Origin of the sequence: Vreelandella boliviensis LC1 (assembly GCF_000236035.1) — a bacterium.
GTDB lineage: Bacteria > Pseudomonadota > Gammaproteobacteria > Pseudomonadales > Halomonadaceae > Vreelandella > Vreelandella boliviensis.
Window position 1 is genome coordinate 992,171 of the sequence record NZ_JH393257.1, and the last position, 19,395, is coordinate 1,011,565.

Annotated in this window: 15 protein-coding genes and 1 tRNA gene; 4 read left to right on the top strand and 12 right to left on the bottom strand. The window is 56.7% G+C overall.

The genetic code is table 11. The features are described from left to right. Positions 1–17 precede the first annotated feature (17 nt). From KUC_RS04315 to KUC_RS04325, 3 genes are read right to left on the bottom strand one after another with little or no spacing between them, the layout of a single operon-like run. Complete coding sequence (locus KUC_RS04315) at positions 18–1,394, bottom strand: sensor histidine kinase (RefSeq protein ID WP_007111879.1); 1,377 nt, start codon at positions 1,392–1,394, stop codon at positions 18–20. Continuing rightward, positions 1,391–2,065 (bottom strand): winged helix-turn-helix domain-containing protein, encoded by a 675-nt coding sequence (locus KUC_RS04320; RefSeq protein ID WP_007111880.1) that lies wholly within the window; start codon positions 2,063–2,065, stop codon positions 1,391–1,393. Before KUC_RS04320 ends, KUC_RS04315 begins: the two co-directional genes overlap by 4 nt. A 44-nt stretch (positions 2,066–2,109) precedes the next feature. Beyond that, entirely contained in the window at positions 2,110–2,478 is a 369-nt protein-coding gene (locus KUC_RS04325) for a PepSY domain-containing protein (protein WP_007111881.1), read from the bottom strand. 188 nt (positions 2,479–2,666) lie between these two features. Between KUC_RS04325 and KUC_RS04330 the strand changes: the two genes are divergently transcribed. Both KUC_RS04330 and KUC_RS04335 read left to right on the top strand, forming a co-directional pair. Continuing rightward, complete coding sequence (locus KUC_RS04330; RefSeq protein ID WP_007111882.1) at positions 2,667–3,143, top strand: hypothetical protein; 477 nt, start codon at positions 2,667–2,669, stop codon at positions 3,141–3,143. A 150-nt stretch (positions 3,144–3,293) separates the two neighbouring features. Next, on the top strand, positions 3,294–4,325 hold the full coding sequence (locus KUC_RS04335) for a DUF1853 family protein (protein ID WP_007111883.1): 1,032 nt from the start codon (positions 3,294–3,296) through the stop codon (positions 4,323–4,325). A 38-nt stretch (positions 4,326–4,363) separates the two neighbouring features. Here KUC_RS04335 and proB read toward each other — a convergent pair whose 3' ends face one another. The 4 genes from proB to rplU form a co-directional block, all read right to left on the bottom strand. Then, positions 4,364–5,503 carry a glutamate 5-kinase gene (gene proB / locus KUC_RS04340; protein ID WP_007111884.1) on the bottom strand — a complete coding sequence of 380 codons (1,140 nt, stop codon included), beginning with the start codon at positions 5,501–5,503 and terminating at the stop codon, positions 4,364–4,366. Positions 5,504–5,607: 104 nt separating this feature from the next. Beyond that, positions 5,608–6,795 carry an Obg family GTPase CgtA gene (cgtA, locus tag KUC_RS04345; protein WP_007111885.1) on the bottom strand — a complete coding sequence of 396 codons (1,188 nt, stop codon included), beginning with the start codon at positions 6,793–6,795 and terminating at the stop codon, positions 5,608–5,610. A gap of 235 nt (positions 6,796–7,030) precedes the next feature. Further along, complete coding sequence (rpmA, locus tag KUC_RS04350) at positions 7,031–7,288, bottom strand: 50S ribosomal protein L27 (RefSeq protein WP_008957069.1); 258 nt, start codon at positions 7,286–7,288, stop codon at positions 7,031–7,033. 29 nt (positions 7,289–7,317) lie between these two features. Then, positions 7,318–7,629 (bottom strand): 50S ribosomal protein L21, encoded by a 312-nt coding sequence (gene rplU / locus KUC_RS04355; RefSeq protein ID WP_007111888.1) that lies wholly within the window; start codon positions 7,627–7,629, stop codon positions 7,318–7,320. Between the two features lie 369 nt (positions 7,630–7,998). Here rplU and ispB point away from each other — a divergent pair, with 369 nt between their 5' ends. Together ispB and KUC_RS04365 are read left to right on the top strand one after the other, a co-directional pair. After that, the gene (gene ispB, locus KUC_RS04360; protein WP_007111889.1) at positions 7,999–9,003 is read left to right on the top strand and encodes an octaprenyl diphosphate synthase; all 1,005 of its coding nucleotides are present in this window, start codon (positions 7,999–8,001) and stop codon (positions 9,001–9,003) included. Positions 9,004–9,103: 100 nt separating this feature from the next. Further along, positions 9,104–9,180: transfer RNA gene (locus KUC_RS04365), tRNA-Pro, on the top strand. 903 nt (positions 9,181–10,083) lie between these two features. Here KUC_RS04365 and KUC_RS04370 read toward each other — a convergent pair. The 5 genes from KUC_RS04370 to KUC_RS04390 all read right to left on the bottom strand — a co-directional run bounded on the left by KUC_RS04370 (position 10,084) and on the right by KUC_RS04390 (position 19,352). Beyond that, entirely contained in the window at positions 10,084–10,740 is a 657-nt protein-coding gene (locus tag KUC_RS04370) for a hypothetical protein (protein ID WP_208854480.1), read from the bottom strand. A 185-nt stretch (positions 10,741–10,925) separates the two neighbouring features. Then, positions 10,926–13,610, bottom strand: a complete 2,685-nt coding sequence (locus KUC_RS04375) for an autotransporter family protein (protein ID WP_007111891.1) — start codon at positions 13,608–13,610, stop codon at positions 10,926–10,928. Between the two features lie 925 nt (positions 13,611–14,535). Next, complete coding sequence (locus KUC_RS04380) at positions 14,536–15,318, bottom strand: sulfite exporter TauE/SafE family protein (RefSeq protein ID WP_007111893.1); 783 nt, start codon at positions 15,316–15,318, stop codon at positions 14,536–14,538. 21 nt (positions 15,319–15,339) lie between these two features. Further along, positions 15,340–17,664, bottom strand: coding sequence for an ATP-dependent DNA helicase (locus KUC_RS04385; RefSeq protein ID WP_007111894.1), 2,325 nt, complete (start codon positions 17,662–17,664; stop codon positions 15,340–15,342). Continuing rightward, complete coding sequence (locus KUC_RS04390; RefSeq protein ID WP_007111895.1) at positions 17,661–19,352, bottom strand: VRR-NUC domain-containing protein; 1,692 nt, start codon at positions 19,350–19,352, stop codon at positions 17,661–17,663. Before KUC_RS04390 ends, KUC_RS04385 begins: the two co-directional genes overlap by 4 nt. Positions 19,353–19,395 lie beyond the last annotated feature (43 nt).

Genomic DNA, 19,395 nt, shown 5'->3' on the forward strand with positions numbered 1-19,395 from the left:
TTATTAATATGAGACGATTATGCGCGACGAGTACGCGCAACGACGGGCAGCTCGATCACCACTTGCAGCCCGCCAGTGCTGGCGCGCCCAAGTTTCATATGGCCGCTATAAAGGGCGACAAGGTCGGTCACAATGGCCAGCCCCAGGCCGCTGCCCGAGCGTTGTTCGTCCAACCGTTTACCGCGCTGTACCGCTTGCTGGCACTCTGCTTCAGACATGCCTGGGCCATCATCGCTAACGGTTAAGGTTAACCGCTGCCCATCACTCTCTACCTGTAGCTGCACATCGCCATGCGCCCAGCGCAGCGCGTTATCCATCAAGTTGCCCACCAGCTCTTGGATATCCTGATCATCCATATGCACCTGAACCTCAGGCGGCCAGGTTTGGCGCAGCGCAATGCCGCGCCGCTGGGCAAGTCTGGCTAGCCCATTGAGCAGCGGTGCCAGGGTGGCGTGTAAATCAATCGGCGCAAAGCGTGCGCCCTCGCCCGCTGCCGAAGCCCGCGCCAGGTGGTGGCGTACTGCGCTATCCACGCGTGCCAGCTCCACTTCCCAGGCGGCACGGTTCGCTTCCGGTAATTGGCGTAGCTGTAGACGCATCACACTTAACGGGGTTTTCAGCGCATGGGCAAGGTTGCCAGCAGTATGGCGGCCACGTTCAATCAAGCGCTGGTCGCGGGCCAATACCGCGTTCATTGAGGCCGCTAGCGTCGCCAGCTCGTCGGGCAAGCGGGTATCCAGCTGTTCGGCGCGCCCCTGCTCTACATCGTGCAGATTGGCATGCATACGCCGAAGCGGCGCTAGCCCCCAGCGTACTTGCAGCGCCAATACACCGAGCAACAGCACGCCCAAACCCACTAAACCGCCCCACAGCAGACGTTGAAATTCACCAATATCGCGGGCTAATACATTGTCCCGAGCCGCCACGCTAATATGCAGCGGCGCCTCTAGCGGCGCCAGGTAGATATCCCGCTCCACCACGCGCAGCGACTGGCCCCGGGGGCCGGGTATCGAGCGGGCGCTAAGGGTGTCATTGTCGATGACCGGCAGGCGCTGATCCCACAGCGAACGCGAAGCCAGGGTATTTTCCTCGCCATCGGTGATTTGCCAGTACCAGCCAGAGTAGACATTCTCAAAACGCGGGTCGCCCAGCGCCCGATCATGGACTAGCTGCTGTTCAATATTGGCGTAGGTGACGCCCGCGATGATGACATTTAGGGTGGCGCCCAGACGCTCGTCAAAGGCCTGCGTGGCCGAAGCACGGTAGTGATGAGATAGCAGCGCGCCCGAGATGGGCAGCGCCAGGCCGACCATCACCAATACGGCCAGCAGTAGCCGCACGCTGATGGAGCGCTTTGCCCAGCGATCTTTCCATGCGGTGGTGGCTTGACTCATTCGCTAGCGGGCTCTTCTGCTAATAGCCGATAGCCCTGGCCACGCAGGGTGGCGATGCGCCAACTGCCCAATTTGCGGCGCAGGCGGCTGACCTGAACATCAATCACGTTGGAATCAGGCTCATGATCGCGGTCATAAACGTGTTCTGAAAGCTCGGTACGGCTGACGACCCGCGGCGCGGCGTGCATCAAATAACCCAGCAGACGGGTTTCCTGGGCGGTCAACCCTACCGGACGCCCGGCGAGAGAAACGTGCTGGGTGTGGGTATCCAAACTGAGCTCACCCACTTTCAGCACCGGGTGGGCATGGCCATGGCTGCGGCGCACCAGAGCGCGCAGGCGAAAGAGCACTTCCGCCGATTCGAACGGCTTGGTGACGTAGTCATCGGCGCCTGCGGTAAATCCTGCGGCTTTATCAGCCCAGCGCTCCCGGGCGGTAAGGATCAGTACCGGCAGGTCGATACCATCTTCCCGCCATGCGGAAAGCCAGCGGGTACCATCGCCATCGGGTAGCCCGACATCCAGAATCAGCGTGTCGTAGGCCTCCGTGCGCACTAGAAAATCGGCGTCCTGGCCTGTCGCTGCATGCTCGACTAGCCAATCTCCGTCACGCAGCGCCTGACTTAGCTCACGCGCCAGCGCCTGGTCATCTTCTACCAACAAACACTTCATTGGCTAACTACCCTTCTTTTTGTATGGCAAATGATGGCAACAGGCTACCGGCGCATATCGTTGATACGTACGCCTTCAATCGACATAAGTTGACCGTTATGGCCATCAAATTCAAACTCGACGATTTGCCCTTGCGGGCCAAGCAGCTTGATTTCGTACTCGACATATCCCCCTTCACGCTCCACCTCAACCTCCAGCACTTCACCTATATAGTGGGCTTCCAGCCAATCCAAAATAGAGTCAAGAGGCACCACTTCACCGCGGCGCACTTCGCCGTGCAACGATTCCCAATGCTGGTCACCCACAGCGCTGCCCACCAGCAGTAGCACTAGGGCTAAACCAGTGGCGTTGCGACGAGTGCCTCGTTGGAAGCTGCGCAGCGGTTGTATAAAGTGGCGGAGTAATTTACGCATGGTACAAGCATGCCAAAAGCAACATGAACGTTAGATGAACAGTTTTGTCAGCTTAAGGAAAGTATCGCGGTGGTATAAATTCCCTGTCGCATTCGCTGAATGCCGTTTATGCACTGTTGTATAAACATTGTTGTATAAACATTGACGTATAGACACTCACGTTTAAATACGTAAAGAAGGAATTTGCTATGAATACCATGAAAAAAATGCTGCTGATCCCGACCTCTGCTCTGCTACTTGCCGCGGCTGCCGGCAGTGCCCAGGCCGATTCGCTGCCGATGGATCGCATCGATGACGTATTGACCCACGCCAATGATTACGGTTTCAGCCACTACGAAGAAGTTAGCATCAAAAGCCGTGGCCGTGTGGAAGTAGAAGGCTGGCTGGATGATGAATGGTACGCCGATGTGGAAATCTCCCTCGACAACGGTGACACGCTAAAAGAGAAACGTGAGCGCCTGATTAGCGGTGCCTGGGGCATGAGCGAAGACGATATTCGCCAAGCGTTAGACGTTGCCAGCCAGGAAGGCATGGTCGAGTTTGAAGACCTCGACATCGATGAAAGCGGCATCATCGATATCGAAGGCCGCGATGAAAATGGCCGCGAACTAGAAATCAGCGTTCGTCAGGGCTCTTCCGAAGTTACCCAAATTGACCGCGATTAATATTTTTAGCTAATTGCTTTGCGGGCTCCCCACGGGGAGCCCGCTGCGTTTATAGTAGGCTGCTGAACTATGCTACTAAAAGTCATGCAATTAAAAGTCATGCAGCTAAATTTATAGTGCCGACCTTATCTAGGTGCTGAGGAGACATCCGTGCTGAACGAAAGCCTTCATGGCGTGCTGGAGGATGAAGCACTCGGCAACACGGAGTCAGTACTCAACATGGAGCCAGTACTAGACACAGTGTCAGCACTGAGAGACTTAGCCTGGCTGGTCGCCACGCCTGACCTGGTGGAGCTGCCGCCGCCGATTCCCTGTGGAGGGCGCCCCACACTTAAAGAGCTAGGCCTAGAGAGTGCCCTACTGCCCTGGCTGCGTCAGCTTGGCCGACCACAGTTAGCCGCCCTAAACGGCAGCCGCGCAACGCGCATGGGCCATTATCACGAACGCCTTTGGCACACGCTGTTAGACCACGCACCCAATACGCGATTACTCGCTCAAAACGTGCGCATCACCCGAAAGCGCAACACGCTGGGCGAGCTGGATATGCTCTATCGCACCCGCGACAATCCGGCGCCGGTGCATTTAGAAGTCGCCATTAAGTTCTACTTGGGGCTGCCTGAAGGGCCTGGGGCAGCCAATAGCCAAAGCCGCTGGATTGGCCCCGGCGGGCTAGACAGCCTGGCGCTTAAGTGCAGCCACCTGCGACGTCACCAGCTCCCCCTTTCCACCACGGCGACCGCGCTAGAAACACTCGCGCATTGGCTAACGCCACGGGATCTTGGTGTTTCTAAAGCAAGTTTAAGCGAGCAGTTAACCCAGCGGCTGGCCATGCCCGGCGTGCTTTATTACCCCTGGCACGCGGAGATGCCAGCCCCGGAGGGGGCAACGGCAGATCACCGCCGAGGCACTTGGTGCTATTTGCGCGATTGGCCTAAGCTGGTCGCCAGCCTTCCCGTTATACCGAAGATGGTATGGCTGGGAAAAACCCACCGGCTAGCAACACCGCCACTCAGCGTTTTTCGCCCTGCGGAGGAGCTACTACCCGCTATTATTGATAGGGTACAAGCGTGGCGCTCCCCCCAGCAGGTGATGCTTTATTGCCCAGAAGAAGAGCACTACGAACGGCTGTTTTTAGTACCCAACGACTGGCCGCATCAGGTACCTCTACCGCCAGCGGCGTGATAGTCGGCATATGGCACTAAGGTTATATGACCACAAGGTTATAAGACCACAAGATTATCGCGGTGAATCAGCTCATGGGCTTCAACGTAGCCGAGGATCGCCTCAATCTGGTGGCTGGGCTGCCCGGCCAACTGGCGCGCTTCATCGGCGCCGTAATTGACCAAACCCTTAGCCACTGATGCGCCCTGTTCATCCACGCATACCACCATATCGCCGCGCTTAAAGCTGCCCTGCACATCGCGCACACCGACCGCCAGCAGGCTAGAGCCTTTATTGCGCAGCACTTTGACTGCCCCGGCATCCAACACCAGCGTACCGCGCACCTGCAGTTGCCCCGCCAGCCAGCGCTTGCGCGCCGCCATGGGTACCTGATCAGGGCGCAGCAACGTGCCCAAAGCCTCGCCCGCCATTATCCGATTAATAGCGTCAGGCTGGCGGCCGCTGGCGATGACCGTGACCGCCCCGGAGCGCGCCGCCAATTGCGCCGCGCGCACCTTGGTGCTCATACCACCGCGACCCAGCGCTCCGCCGCTGCCTGCGACGGCGGCTAAGCGCGGGTCGTCGGCGCGCCCTTCAGCAATCATCTGGGCATTGGGGTTGTGACGCGGGTCAGCGTCAAACAGGCCTTCCTGGTCGGTCAGTAGCAGCAGCGCATCCGCTTCCAGCAGGTTGGCGACCAGCGCCCCAAGCGTGTCGTTATCGCCAAAGCGAATCTCATCGGTGACCACGGTGTCGTTTTCATTGATCACCGGCACTACGCGCATTTCTACCAGGGTGCGTAGCGCTGAAAGGGCATTGAGGTAGCGCTTACGGTTGGAAAGATCGTCGTGGGTAAGCAGGATTTGCGCGGTGAGCATGTCATGGCGAGCAAAGTGATTTTCATAGCACTGGGTCAAGACGTTTTGACCCACCGCAGCGGCCGCCTGCAGCTCATGCACGGCGCTGGGGCGCACCTGCCAGCCGAGACGCACCATGCCTGCCGCCACGGCGCCGGAAGAGACCAGCACCACCTCAATGCCTTGCTGGTGCAAGGCGGCGATTTGATCCACCCAGCCGCCAATAGCGGCTTCGTCCAGGCCGCGGCCATCGTTAGTGAGTAGCGCACTGCCAATCTTCACCACTACCCGCCGTGCACGGCTAAGCGCGCTGCGCCCGAGGATTTGCTCGTTACTTTCCATGCCACCCCACCTCAATCAGACACCTACAAAAGGGGCCGCGCGAACGCAGCCCCTTTTTAGCTTATCACCTTAAGCTTACGCCCGGATGCGCCCGCTCAATACCACTAAGGCGCGTACTCGACTTCAACATCGTAATCATCGTCGTCGAAATCTTCGTCATCTTCATCGTCGCGCTTACGCCGACGACCCAAACGATCTTCGGTACGCGCAACCGACTCTTCTTCCATACGGCGGCGCATCTCTTCTTCACGCGCCAGCGCTTCTTCATCTTCGTTCTCAAGGCGACGCTGCTCGGTCAACCAGCGGTAGGCCGCTTGCACCAGCTTATCGGTGCCGTCGCTGCTGATCGCTGAAATGCGGAATACCGGGCCTTCCCAATTGAGCGCCTGGATAATCTGCTGGGCGCGCTCTTCACGCTCATCTTCCGGCAGCAGGTCAAACTTGTTCAGCACCAGCCAGCGCGGGCGCTCGGAAAGCGCAGGCGAGAACTGCCCCAACTCGTGGACAATCGCCTTGGCCGCTTCCACCGGGTCAGACTCATCAAACGGCGCGACGTCGACCACGTGAAACAGCAGCCGCGTGCGGGTCAGGTGCTTCAAAAAGCGCAGGCCCAAACCGGCGCCTTCAGAGGCTCCTTCGATCAAGCCCGGTACGTCGGCCATGACGAAGTGCTCGTGCATCCCCAGTTTTACCACGCCCAAGTTGGGCACTAAGGTAGTAAACGGGTAGTTGGCGACCTTGGGCTTGGCAGCGGACACCGAGCGAATCAGCGTCGATTTACCCGCGTTGGGCATGCCCAGCAGGCCCACATCGGCCATCACCTTCATTTCCAGGCGCAAATTGCGACGGTCGCCATCGGTACCTGGCGTGGTGCGACGCGGCGCGCGATTGGTCGACGACTTAAAGTGGATGTTACCCAGCCCACGTCGTCCACCTTCACCCACCAGCACCACCTGGCCAATTTCGGTGACATCGGCGATGACTTCCAGGGTGTCTTCATCAATCACCGTGGTGCCTACCGGCACTTTAACGTGCAGGTCTTCACCGGCCTTGCCGCTCATTTGTCGGCCCATGCCGCCCTGACCGTTCTGGGCTTTATAGAAGCGCTGGAATTTAAAATCGATCAGGGTGTTAAGCGCGTCGTCACCAATGAGGTAAACGCTACCACCGTGACCGCCATCGCCCCCATCGGGGCCGCCCCTGGGCACATATTTTTCGCGGCGAAAGCTCAGACAGCCATTGCCGCCTTTGCCCGCCTCAACAATAATCGAGGCTTCATCGACGAACTGCATTGGATTCTCCCGGCCGCTTCCGCCGCCCTAATATGCACTACTGTTTTCCCAAACCTTTTCCCAACTCTTTTCCCAACCCTTTATTGCCACCAGCGTACTGATAAAGACATGGTGTTAAAAAAATCGTGGTAAAAACATCGTGGAAAAACGGATTGGAAAAGAGATTTAACCGACAAAAAAGCCCCGCCATAGCGGGGCCTTTTTTTCTCGCAACCGCGAGCATAGCACTAGCCGTTTAGGCAGAAACGATGCTAACGAACTTGCGGTTTTTCGGGCCTTTGGTCTCAAACTTCACAAAACCGTCGCTCAAAGCGAACAGTGTGTGGTCGCGACCTAGGCCAACGCCTGTGCCCGCGTGAAAACGCGTGCCGCGCTGACGTACGATGATGTTACCCGCAGTCGCCGCTTGGCCACCGAAGAGTTTCACACCTAAGCGTTTGGACTCGGAATCGCGACCGTTACGCGTGGAGCCGGCTGCCTTTTTATGTGCCATTGCAAAATCCTCCTAAGGGAATTGACCGCTTACGCAGAAATTCCGGTAATTTTGACTTCAGTGAACCACTGGCGGTGGCCCTGACGCTTCATGTGGTGCTTACGACGACGGAACTTGATGATGGTGACTTTATCGCCACGGCCGTGGGAAACCACTTCGGCAGAGACTTTAGCACCACTGATCATCGGCGCACCGATGTTGAAGTCATCGCCGTCAGCGACCATCAGCACTTCTTCAAACTCAATCGTTTCGCCGGTAGCGACTTCGATTTTTTCAAGCTTGAGGGTTTGACCTTCTTGAACACGGTACTGCTTGCCACCGCTTTTAATAATTGCGTACATGTCGCTCTCCGGACTTGTCGTTAATGCCGGTTACGCCCAGCGTAACCAACGCTCATCGCCTTCCGCTCTTATCGACCTGCTGCGAGTGGCGCCCCTTTTGGAGCCATCTGACAGGGAGCATGATGAGTGGGTCGCGGATTATAACGACTATCTTCTCTTACCACAAGACCGCAGGCCTTTGTCAATTGACACTACCATCTCCTTATAGCGGCGTATCATAACGTGACCACAGCGCGTATCTTGACGCCTAACAGACAGCCCCATAGCATGACCCCAACATATGATCACGACTACACATTATCAAAACTATACATGATCAAAACTATGGGCGGGACTTACCGCCTCAATCTGCCGCGATGAACGTATCCCATGACCGCTAACGTCTCTTCAGCCCAGCCTGACAGCCCAACGCCTTCACCGCTGCACGCCGTGGTGGCCGATGATTTCGCAGCCGTCAACCGGACGATTGTCGAGCAGCTTAACTCCAAGGTGCCGCTGGTCGAAACCATCGGTCAGTACATTACTGAAAGCGGCGGCAAGCGTTTGCGCCCTTTATTGGCGCTACTGGCCGCGCGCTCCCTCAACTACACTGGCGACAAGCATATACCGCTGGCCACGTTGATTGAGTTTATGCACACCTCCACGCTGCTGCACGATGACGTGGTCGATGAGTCGCATATGCGCCGTGGTAAGAAAACCGCCAACGACGCCTGGGGCAATGCGCCGTCGGTATTGGTCGGTGATTTCCTCTACGCCCGCTCGTTTCAGATGATGGTCGATGTGGGTTCGATGCGCATTATGGCGATCCTTTCTGGCGCTACCTGTATCATCGCGGAAGGGGAAGTGCTGCAGTTGACCAACATCGGCAACCCCAGCATCTCTGAAGAGGATTACTTCGAGACTATTTTGGGCAAAACCGCCATGTTGTTTGAAGCGGCCTCCCACAGCGGTGCCGTGCTGGCAGAAGCAACGCCGGAACAGGAGCAAGCACTTCAGTATTACGGCCGCTATCTGGGTCTCGCGTTTCAGTTGATTGATGACCTGCTGGATTACCAGGGCGACGCCGATGCCATGGGCAAAAACGTTGGCGACGACCTGGCCGAAGGCAAGCCGACGCTGCCGCTGATCCACGCCATGGAGCAAGGCACGCCGGAACAGGCCAAGCTGATTCGCCAGGTGATTCGCGATGGCGGGCTTGAGCAGCTCGACGCTGTGCTGGAAATTATTCACGCCACTGGTGCACTCGACTATACCCGCCAGCGGGCAGAAGAGATGGCTGATGAAGCCCTAAAGCAACTGGACGCCCTGCCGCCCAGCGTCTACCGCGACAGCATGGCCCAGTTGGCCCGCTTAGCGGTTGATCGCCAAGCATAAAAATTGGTGCATCGCGCCGCCGAGGACTTGAAAAAACACGTCTGGCTAAGTATGATCCACCTCCGTTGTTAAGCACAGATAAGCACTGCTCGGCAACATTCGGAATATAGCTCAGCTTGGTAGAGCGCTGCCTTCGGGAGGCAGAGGTCGTAGGTTCGAATCCTGCTATTCCGACCAAGAACACTATTAAAAACGGCTACTTAGCTAATACAGCAAGTGGCCGTTTTTTTGGTTAAGAGGTTCTAGGTAGCAAAATATAAGCAGTGTGGGAGTTCGTTAATGACAAAGCCCGCGCAAAAGCCAAAGCGCTTCACCTGTCCCAACTTCCCCCGTCCAGCTCCGTCAACTAATTGCTCCCCTGATGCTGCAAGTCGAGCAACAGGGCCAGGGCCTACAAGAATTTGATCAAAACTAGAAGGCGCTGCGTTACAGATGAGTAGCGCCATCAGCTCGGTCAGTGCAATGTGCTGCAGGTTAGCCTGCTGGAAGAGGTGGTCGATGTTGACATTCCTGCCATCAAAGTCGAACCGGAATCACTGGTCAACCCCGAATTACTGCCCGCCCGGCAGTCTAAGTGCACGAGCAGCCACATGTCGAGATTCGGCTTGATCCTAAGAGCGAGCACATCCCTTGCGGTTCAACTTCTGCGAAGAAGCCAATGAGAATCTGGATAAACGCCTGGGGTGTTTACCGCCGAAAGCCATATCTGGGGCAATTGGAACTGCGATGACTGCGAGACGTTGCACCATATACCAATGCCAACCTAGATGATCGAAAAGGGTATCCCACCGCCGAGATTGACCCAGGCAACGAGGATCACATATGCCGTAAATCTACCGCTCTATCGATAGATGCGGTTATTTGCCTGGAGAATCCCTGCTCCACTTTGGTGGAATGGGCTGGTATATGCGGGATTCGCTGAACGATGCCATACAAGATGTACTGGCCCGGCAGCAAGCGCGATTTCAAGTGGAAAGATTGCTTCATCAAGGTAGATCATAGCCACCTCAATCGGGAAGGGTGTTGAACATTAGCCTTTTTACTCGCCTTTTCATCAGTTCCCTAAGCTGCGGGTCCCGATCACAAGCACACTATAGGACGCGCTTGCCATTGCCTCCAAGCGCGTTCCCAGCCTTCAGTATGGCTGGCCTCGTCAATCACCACAATTTGAAAGCAGACGCTATCGAATTGTTCGTAGTATGTTTGCAGCAAGGAAGTGGGAACAACCCGATCCTCTTTTCCTGATAGATGACGTTGGGGCAGCCGAGCGAGCCTATCTTTGAACCCTATGGGCTCCAGTGCATTATCGAGTGAGCGCAGGCCGTGATGTTCAATCCAGTTCGCGGGGCTAAGATTCCCGGCGATGGTTTGAACTTGCTCTATATCGTCTCGCTGAGCGGCGAGTAGTAGCGCGAGAGCAGCGCCACCGGAGTACCCCACAAGGTCAAAGTCATGATTGCCATGGCGAGCCTTGATCAACGTTAGAGCGTTATCTAGGCTTCTGAGCACTTCGGGGGAGAAACGCCGATCCGTCCATAGCTCGGGGCTGCAGCTTGGAGCGGAAATAAATTGACACGGGCGTGCCAAGTAGACGTTGGGGGTAGGGTCATTAAAGGCAAGCTTAGCCACAAGTAACTGGCGTGGACTGGGGTCGAGGCTGGGCTGTGTGGCCGTGGCCCAGGCGTAGCCATCACCTTCAACATATACGCGCAGACGGCTCGTGATTGGTGGTTGCAAGGGAGCACTATAAGCGAGCGGGTAGGGCGAACTTTGCAACACAGTGACGTGTCTGCCATGGGTTGACGAGAGTGCTTCAAGGGCTTGTTGAGAGGACTGACAGCCGCTCAGCAGAACACAAAACAAGCCAGTGCCGAGCAGTTTGAGTCCGGCCCGCCTGAACGGGCCGTCCTTAGATTCACTCACTAGAAGTCGTAGCGAAGCTTGGCCACGACACTATCGGCATTGAAGTCGCTCTTGCTAACGAAGTCGTAGCTGACACCCATCGAGAAAGCGCCCAGCAAGTAGTCCACCCCGACGCCGGCTTCGTAGGTGGTATTGGCCGGGTCGGCTCCCTGGGTCACGAATGACGCGCCGCCACGCACGAACGATGCTGTGCTGGTTGCCCGGTCATCGGCAAAGTCGCGGTAACCCATTAACATCGCTTGCGGTTCTAGTATGCCCTTCCCCGCGCTGAAACGCCCAGCCAGGCGTAGGCCTGCACCTAGCTCTGCGATTTCCTGACGCTGCTCATCAACACGAAGTGCCGCAGAAGAACCGCTTTCCTGGTAGCTATCGGTTTCCACGCGGCTGTAGCGAGCTGCAAAACGCGGTTCAAGTAGCAGGCCATTTTGCAAATCATAGCCGTAGCCGCCGACGAGGTTGATCCCCAACAGGTCGCTATCGTAATCGGCCTGTGCAGAGGTGCCAGCAATATGGCGCTCGCTCTCATTGTTGTTGAGACCATAGGTAAGGCTGGCGTCCAGGAAGTAGTGCCCCAGTTCATAACCGCTGTACAGCGTGAAAGCATGACCTTCGACATCAGTCTGGTTGCCGGTTGCGCTGTTCACGTCGGTATCGAGGTAGCTGTAGGCCACGCCCACCATAGCTTGCGAGTTCAGCTTGCCGTCGGCGCCGATCGCGATCCCACGGCTATAGGCATCATAGCCGGGAACGCCTTGGCGAAGATCTTGATGCGCGTCACTGTAAAGCGCGTGCACCCAAACGCCGGATTCATCGAACGAATCACCTGAGTTCATACCCTGACGTGCACTGCTGGTGCGGCTACGAGTCGTATTGCTGACCAGCGTTTGGCCCGACACGGCCGCCGACGTAGAGCCGCCATTGGATTCGGGAGACAACTGCACGGCCAAGCGAGCTACCTCGGATTCATTAGCATTTGCAAAGGCACGAAATACCGGATCATTTTCACCTAGGCTGCCCATCAGCGGGGCGAAGCTGCGAATGGCAGCCTGGGCGTTGCGCGAACCGCCGCTTCTTCTGACGCTGTCAGCGACTTCGTCTGCGCCTTTGGCGGAGACGGTCGAGATGACCTGCGTATTGCTGACGCGGGTTTCGACATCAAGGAACGGAGAGGCCAGGGCGACATCGAGGTTGCCATTATCATCGCCATTATCGATCAGGTTCGCTTGTACCAGTGTGTAGGTACGGCCTTCAGCGGTGAAGTTGGCTGCGACCGGAGTAAGCCGAATCTCGGCGCCTTCGGCAAACTGCACGTTTCCGTCGACCATCAGAATAGGAGCAGCGTTGCTTTCGCCAATGAACATGCCAAGAGAAGCGCCACTATCGACCTGGACGAGCCGCGCTTGGATACGGCTACCATCGAAGGTGACATCACCACTTACTCGCACGGTGCTCTGGCCTATGCCGCTATTTCCATTTTCACCGTTGAGCAGAAGATTGCCCTCAATCTTGCCACCGCTCCATAGCAGGTTGACGTCGCCATTATAAGAAAAGATCGCGGCCTTACCACCGCTGATCAAGCCGTCGCGGTGTTCGATGATTAAAGGCTTTCCGCTTCCTATGTCAGCGAAATCTTCTAATTCGATACCGTAATGTTCAGCTTTGATAGTGCCGGTGTTGATTAAGCGTGGGTCGGATGACTCGAAAGAGCCCAGAAATCCAACCGTGTTGGCGCCCTTTGCCTCGATGATGCCGTTATTAACCACGTGACGAACGTGAGCTGGGCCATTGAGTGACGTGATATCGACCCCAGAGGCGTACCGCCCATTCGCCCTAATCACGCCATTGTTGACGAAATCACCGCGGAGCCGGGTGCCCTCCAACAGCACCCCTTGGGCAAGCTCACCATCCGCTTCGATCAGCCCTCCGCGTTCGTTGTGAAGATTCCCTAGGAATACATTGGCAAGATTGATACCGACCGCTGCGCTATTTACGCGGTTGTTCTCGTCATCCCAAACAGGCTCACCTTGCTCATCAAATTCAAGCCTTGAAACGTTATCGGTCGCGCGAATGGTGCCGGAGTTGATGAGGTCTCCTTGAATGACAGTGTCGCCTTCGGAATCATAAGACATCCATATCCCAATGGCCCGCTCGCCTTCGGCCGTAATAGTGCCTTTGTTATGCACGTTACCATTGACCTGGGTCACCGAAAGGTCCAGGCCGCGGGTACCTTCTTCAAAAAAGGATCCTGAAATCAAACCACCTTTCGCTGAAAGATTACCTTCATTAATCAGGTCGCCATCAATCACGGCAGGGTCGAGTAGCATGGCAGCAGATCCAGCGCCTTCGACGCTGATGTTGCCTCGATTGATCAAGCTGCCGCGAATGGTAGTCGGGGTACGGGTTTGATCGTTGGCGTGGGCTAGGTCCAGCCCACTGACAAAATCACCCGTGGCATTGATGGATGTGTCGAGAATCAGGTCCTGCTCAAAGATGACTCCCCCGAACTCGATAGCGCCGTCGTTTCCCGTATAGGAGCCGGTGACGGTGACCGATTCGCTGTAGACGGTGGGGGCGCTTTCGCTGATACCCGCGTTGGTCAGCGTCAAGGTAGCCGAATACGTCGGCATGCTGACGCCTGCGATGGCCAAGCCGAGAAGAGTCTTGCGGAAATGAACGGAGTGCATTTGGTTCCCTTGTATTACATGAGACAGCTAGGTGCCTTTCGATATTCAATTAAGATGGCAGGCGCAGGCCAATATCAAATCGCCTCGACCAGCTTTGAATATCGGCAATTGCTCATTACACTTGAGAAAAAAATTGGCACGTTTCGTCCCATTTTTTGAAAGTAAGCTATGCGGTTTGGCTGCGTTGCCTTTGAAAACTACCATCGGGAATCGACTGGGCACTGCCAGACTGACAAGACATCAGTTCGGCATTTTTGATAGTTCACTGTGCGATACCCACGCAAAAGACGCAGCGGCTACCAGCTCGGCCAAGAGCAAGTCAGTAATTTCCCCTCGCAACAGCGACATATGTATGCACCGGGCACTGCTCCTGCATAGCTTGTCCTCCCAGAGCCATCCTGGCTTCGCGCAGAGCCTAGTCACTCTCAAGATCAATGGCGAGAGAGTCTTTAGTTACGAATCTAAGCCCTATCTGTTTGTTCAGTTTTCCACTCGGCTCTCCAACAGCTCGCGAACAACTGATCCGATATGTGGTAGTGGAGTGAAATGATCCTTAGCCGCTTTACTCAAAGCCTGCCTTTTTTCGGAGGTGGCTTTTTTGGTATTAGCTGCATAGTGTCCTCTCCGACTCTACCCGTTTTGCTAGTGCTTCGGGCCGTTCGACGTAAAAGCGCGCGACATAGGTATCTACCGCTCCGCGGTCTCGGCCGTGCTTGGCGTGGATAGTCTCAACGGGGGCGGCAAGCTGTGCGTATGCGGAGTTTATTTTATCTACACTGGGCTGGTGGCGTATTTAGTTTTGATAGCAAGGCAGAGGTCGTAGGTTCGAATCCTGCTATTCCGACCAAAAATCCTATGAAAAACGTCCACTTAGCCAATACAGCAAGTGGCCGTTTTTTGCTTGTAGCGAGGCTAGGTTCCAAATTTACCCCGGCGGGTGAATCAATCCCACCACGCTGACCAAAATCAGCACCGCCCCCAGCACACGGAAGAACAGCCCAGTGTCCGCTTTTAGCATATAGCGGTGGGCTTTCTCACCCACCAAATGACCAATAAATGCACAGGGCAGTAGCCACAGCTGGTGGATTAACTGCAGATCCACCCCCGCGATCAAGAACGAGACCATCTTGATCACCACCAGGATAAACCACAGCACAAACATGGTATCCCGCAACTGCTCTTTGACCACATGAGTGGCAAACACCGCCACAATCAACGGAGCGCCAATCAGCGAGGTACCGCTGACATAACCGCCAAGCGCCAGCAGCACGTAGTCCACGTACTTGTTCTTACTCTTGAACGGCTTGTTCAGCACATAGCCAATGGCATAGACGAACACAATACCAAAAATGATACTGGTCATGACCTGTGCGGGTAGCGTTAATAGCCCCACCACCCCGATCAACTTGGGGATAATCATGATTTTCAAGGCTTTGGTTAAATAAGCCCAATCGATATTGCTCTCTGGGGACGTGGTGCCCACGCCCGCCGCCTGCAATTGGCGGTGCCCACTCCAGGCGATCCAACTGGAGAAAATCAGCAGGTGAATGGCAATAATCGGCAAGAACACCAGAGGCTCGTTAACCACCAAAAGCAGGAAAGGCAGCGCCAGCACGGCGCCGCCAAAGCCCAGGCTGGTGCGCACAAAACCGCTCCAGGCAAAAATTAGCCCGATCAGCGCATACTGGTACCAGAGTAGATCTGTCATAGCTCGCGTTAGGGTCCTAAATTAGGGGGTGGAGTTGCCCAGCGACCACCAGCTTGGCAATAGCGCACGCACGTTGGCCTGGGCAAAACGATCATCCATTAATACCACAACCCCTTGATCTTCTGGACTGCGAATAACGCGACCTGCGGCCTGAACCACTTTGATCATGCCGGGAATACGGTAAGTGTAATCGTCGCCTTGCCCAAAGCGCGCGGTTAAGCGTGCTTTAAGTGCTTCGTTAAAGTCGTTAAACGGCGGCAGGCCTAGGGTGGCAATAAAAGCACCGATCAACCGGTCGCCGGGTAGGTCGATGCCTTCGGCGAAGGCACCGCCCAACACCGCGAAGCCGATGCCTTTTCCGCCGGGTATAAAGCGAGCCAAAAACGCCTCGCGCTGCGCTTCGGGCATCCCACGGGTTTGGCTGAAGACGGGCACCTCCGGGTGCGACTCGCGAAACCGCACCAGCACTGCCTCCAGGTAGGCAAAGCTGCTAAAGAACGCCAGATAGTGCCCTGGCTTGCCCTGATAATGCTGCGCCATAATCGCCACTATTGGCCCGATTGACGCATCTCGGTCCCGAAAACGGGTGGAAATATCCGTGCGAATGCGCACCTCAAGCTGACGTGCGGCAAAAGGGGACGCCACCTTCCGCCATACCGTGTTTTCCGGCAAGCCTAGGAGATCCCGATAATAGTGGGCTGGTGTTAGCGTTGCCGAAAACAGCACCACCGTGTGCGCTGCGTTAAACCGTCCTGTCAGAAAATCGGCGGGTATCAGGTTGCGTAACCCTAACACCGCCCGCCCACGCCCGTAGTGGGTAAGATCACACAGCGAGTGCTCGCCAAAGTGCTCTGCCAAGCGGCAAAACACCAGCGCTTCAAATAGTAGCTCTTGGAGCTCTAGACTAGCGTCTTCAGGGTGCTCACCCAGGTGATCGGTAATGGCTGCGCCCACCTGCTGGGCGGCCATTACCAGCTTGTCGGGCAGCGCCGTTAGCAGGCGGTAAATCGGCTTTCTCGGCTCGCCCTCTGTTTCCATCCCCGCGTCTTTAAACGACATGTCTTTAAACAATGCCTGCCACTGGCGGGCCAAACGACCCAAGGGCCGGGAGAGCGCTTTGGGCGCAGCGCGGCGCACCCGGTTGAAGCGCTGCTGATCGAGCTCGGCGCTGTACATGCCGCGGGCGCGCTCAACTAGATTGTGCGCTTCGTCGATCAGCACGCCCGTTCGCCAATCATTGGCCTGGGCCAAACCGTGCAGCAGCGCGTGGCTATCGAACCAGTGGTTAACGTCGCCGACGATTACATCCGCCCAGCGCGCCAGCTCCTGACCTAGATAATACGGGCAGACGTCGTGGGCCAAGGCCACCTCCCGCAGCGTCTGGCGATCCAGCCACGCCTTTTCTACTGCCGCTTGGCGGGCGGCAGGCAGGCGGTCGTAAAAACCTGCGGCTAGCGGGCACGATTCGCCGTGGCAGGCGCGGTCGGGGTATTCGCAGGCTTTCTCCCTAGCGACCAGTTCCAGCACACGCAAAGGTAGCACTTCATCTTCAAGGCTAGCGCGTAGTGTGGTCAGGGCATCCAACGCCAAACGGCGACCGGGGGTTTTCATGGTCAGAAACGCTATCCGATCAAGCTGCTGGCGCGGCATGGCCGAAAGCATGGGGAACAGCGTCGCCACCGTTTTACCAATCCCGGTGGGCGCTTGGGCGAGCAGGCAGCGCCCAGTACAGGCGGCTTTATAAACGTCCTCCGCGAGTTCACGCTGGCCGGGGCGAAACGCAGCATGGGGGAAACGCAGAGTTTGCAGGACGCTATCGCGGCGCTGTCGGTGGGCTGCTTCCTGTTTCGCCCAGGCAAGAAAGCGTTGGCACTGGTCTGTAAAGAACGCCTCGAGCTCGTTAGCGGACGCCTCTTGGCTGAGCAAGGTCTCTTTGCCGCTAGCAATCTCCAGGTAAACCAACGTCAAGGTAATGTGTTCCAGGCCACGCTCGGCACATAGTAGTGCCCCGTATACTTTCACCTGCGCCCAATGCAGCGCGCGCTGGTTATCCGCCATGCGCTCCAGGCTACCACGATGGGTCTTGACCTCTTCCAGGCGGTTAGCCGTGGGGTCGAAACCGTCGGCGCGGCCGGAGACCGTTAGCCCGCCAAAAGAGCCCTCTTCATACTTGCCCGACATCGGCAGTTCGGCGATATAGTCTGCCCCGCGTCGGCTAGCTACAAGCGTATGCCCTTCGATACCTTCCCGCGCGCTGGGCGCGGGGGTAAAGCGGTGATCAAGATCCCCCTCACGGGCAGTGAAATCACATAGCGCCCGCACCGCCACGCGATAAGTCGCACTCATACCCCAAGCTCGTCGCTGGCGGTCCAACGCACATAGCAGACTGCGACGGGCATCGCATGGCGGTGAAAGAACGTAAGCCAGCGGCGCTGGTTATCCTGCAAGCGATCACCGGGGCCTTTGACTTCAATCATCCGATAGCGCGGTTCACCAACGGGCGCATCGGGCATAAATTGAATCAAGTCGGGCAGTCCGGCCCGGTTGGCTTTCAAATCACCTAGCAGTCGCTCAAAACAGAGTCTTAAGTGCTCAGTTGGAATGCATACCAACGCCAGCTCAACCAGTGGCTTATCGACGATCGCCCAGTGCACAAAGGGGGAAGCCAGGCCGTGTTTTTCCCGCCAGGTCGCCTGAATCACCTCGCGGTAGCTGCCGTCTTCCAAGCACGCCAAGCACGCATCGAAGGCGTCACGCCGACGCTCGACGAAATCGTCGCGGTACAAATCCGCCGGGCCATTGTGGAAGGGGTGGAAGAAAGCCCCCGGCAGCGGGTCGAAAATCGCCGGCCAGCAGAGCAGACCAAACAGCCCAGTGAATAGACTGTTTTCCACATAGTAGACCGGCGCCAGGGGCTCGCTAAGATACTCCACCACAGCGCGTTCGACCCACTGCGGCCCGGTCAATTGCAAGTCCCAGCGTACATGAGTGGGTTCCAAATCGTTCTTCACCGCAGGCAGTTTAAGCCGCCGCTGCAAGCGTGGCAGAATCCTCGCCAGCGCCTGGTGCTCGGTTTCGTTGGGGCTGCTATTAAGCGCTTGGGTGGCCAGCTCAAAGGCCGCCTGGTGTTCCCCCCGCCGCTCTAACACCCGCAATTGTCGGATACGCGCTTCGCTGCTGCCAGAATCGCGATAAAGCGTCAGCGCTAGCGCCGAGTCACCGCTTCGCTCTTCCTCTCGGCCCAACTGCAGCAGTAACCGTGCACGCCGCGTAGCTAGCCAGCGGTTATCCGAGGGCGGCGGCACCTCAAGATGTAGATCGGCAGGCTGTTCCCCTGCATCGAGACGTTGACGCAGGTGATGGAGAGCCAAGTAGGTGTCCACTTCCTGGCGCGACTGGAAAGCGCGGGACTGTGGCGTAAAAGGTACAACCTCAAAACGCTGCAACCCTAACTCGGTCAACACGAACTCAGCCCAGTCCTGGCGTAGGTTGCCAAAGAACATTAGTCGCAGGCGGTCGCAAATATTCATCACGTTAAGGCGCACCACACGGTCAGGCGCATTGGCCCACCAGGTCTGCAGCGTGTCGGCATGTGTGAGTCGGCTTGCCAGCGTGTCGTAGAGGACTGTTTTGGCGCTAGAGGTGCTAACCCCAGCGGCGTGTATCTCATCTGCAAACATCTGGCGCAGCTCCGCAAGGCGTAACTGGTTAAACAGCTCCTCAATGCTAAGCGCCGGATCACTATCGACCCAGCCTAGCGCGATCAATGGTGACATAGCTTCAGCACTGTCACCCACTTCGGCATAAGTTAGCTTGCTGAGCCGAAACAACTCGCCTTTGCGCATCACCATGCGTACCAACAACGCTTGAGAGGCCTGCGGTAAGCTTTTGAACTGTCCAAGGAAAGCGAGCTCATCTGCTGCGAGCAGATCAGCGTGGCGCTCCCCCGCCCAGTCCAAAACGAAGCGAAAGTTCGTCAGGTAATAGAAGGGGTCATCGAGGGAGGCGGTAGGTGTAGCGAAAGCACTGTTCATTTATCCATTGTATCAGTGCTACGGTTTCGCCGTCATTGAGATT

Excerpts from the sequence above, each read along its gene's own strand:
- cgtA (WP_007111885.1), bottom strand. The coding sequence starts at position 6,795 with ATGCAGTTCGTCGATGAAGCCTCGATTATTGTTGAGGCGGGCAAAGGC.
- ispB (WP_007111889.1), top strand. The coding sequence starts at position 7,999 with ATGACCGCTAACGTCTCTTCAGCCCAGCCTGACAGCCCAACGCCTTCA.
- rplU (WP_007111888.1), bottom strand. The coding sequence starts at position 7,629 with ATGTACGCAATTATTAAAAGCGGTGGCAAGCAGTACCGTGTTCAAGAA.
- KUC_RS04325 (WP_007111881.1), bottom strand. The coding sequence starts at position 2,478 with ATGCGTAAATTACTCCGCCACTTTATACAACCGCTGCGCAGCTTCCAA.
- KUC_RS04375 (WP_007111891.1), bottom strand. The coding sequence starts at position 13,610 with ATGCACTCCGTTCATTTCCGCAAGACTCTTCTCGGCTTGGCCATCGCA.
- KUC_RS04315 (WP_007111879.1), bottom strand. The coding sequence starts at position 1,394 with ATGAGTCAAGCCACCACCGCATGGAAAGATCGCTGGGCAAAGCGCTCC.
- KUC_RS04330 (WP_007111882.1), top strand. The coding sequence starts at position 2,667 with ATGAATACCATGAAAAAAATGCTGCTGATCCCGACCTCTGCTCTGCTA.
- KUC_RS04390 (WP_007111895.1), bottom strand. The coding sequence starts at position 19,352 with ATGAACAGTGCTTTCGCTACACCTACCGCCTCCCTCGATGACCCCTTC.
- proB (WP_007111884.1), bottom strand. The coding sequence starts at position 5,503 with ATGGAAAGTAACGAGCAAATCCTCGGGCGCAGCGCGCTTAGCCGTGCA.
- KUC_RS04320 (WP_007111880.1), bottom strand. The coding sequence starts at position 2,065 with ATGAAGTGTTTGTTGGTAGAAGATGACCAGGCGCTGGCGCGTGAGCTA.
- KUC_RS04380 (WP_007111893.1), bottom strand. The coding sequence starts at position 15,318 with ATGACAGATCTACTCTGGTACCAGTATGCGCTGATCGGGCTAATTTTT.
- rpmA (WP_008957069.1), bottom strand. The coding sequence starts at position 7,288 with ATGGCACATAAAAAGGCAGCCGGCTCCACGCGTAACGGTCGCGATTCC.
- KUC_RS04385 (WP_007111894.1), bottom strand. The coding sequence starts at position 17,664 with ATGAGTGCGACTTATCGCGTGGCGGTGCGGGCGCTATGTGATTTCACT.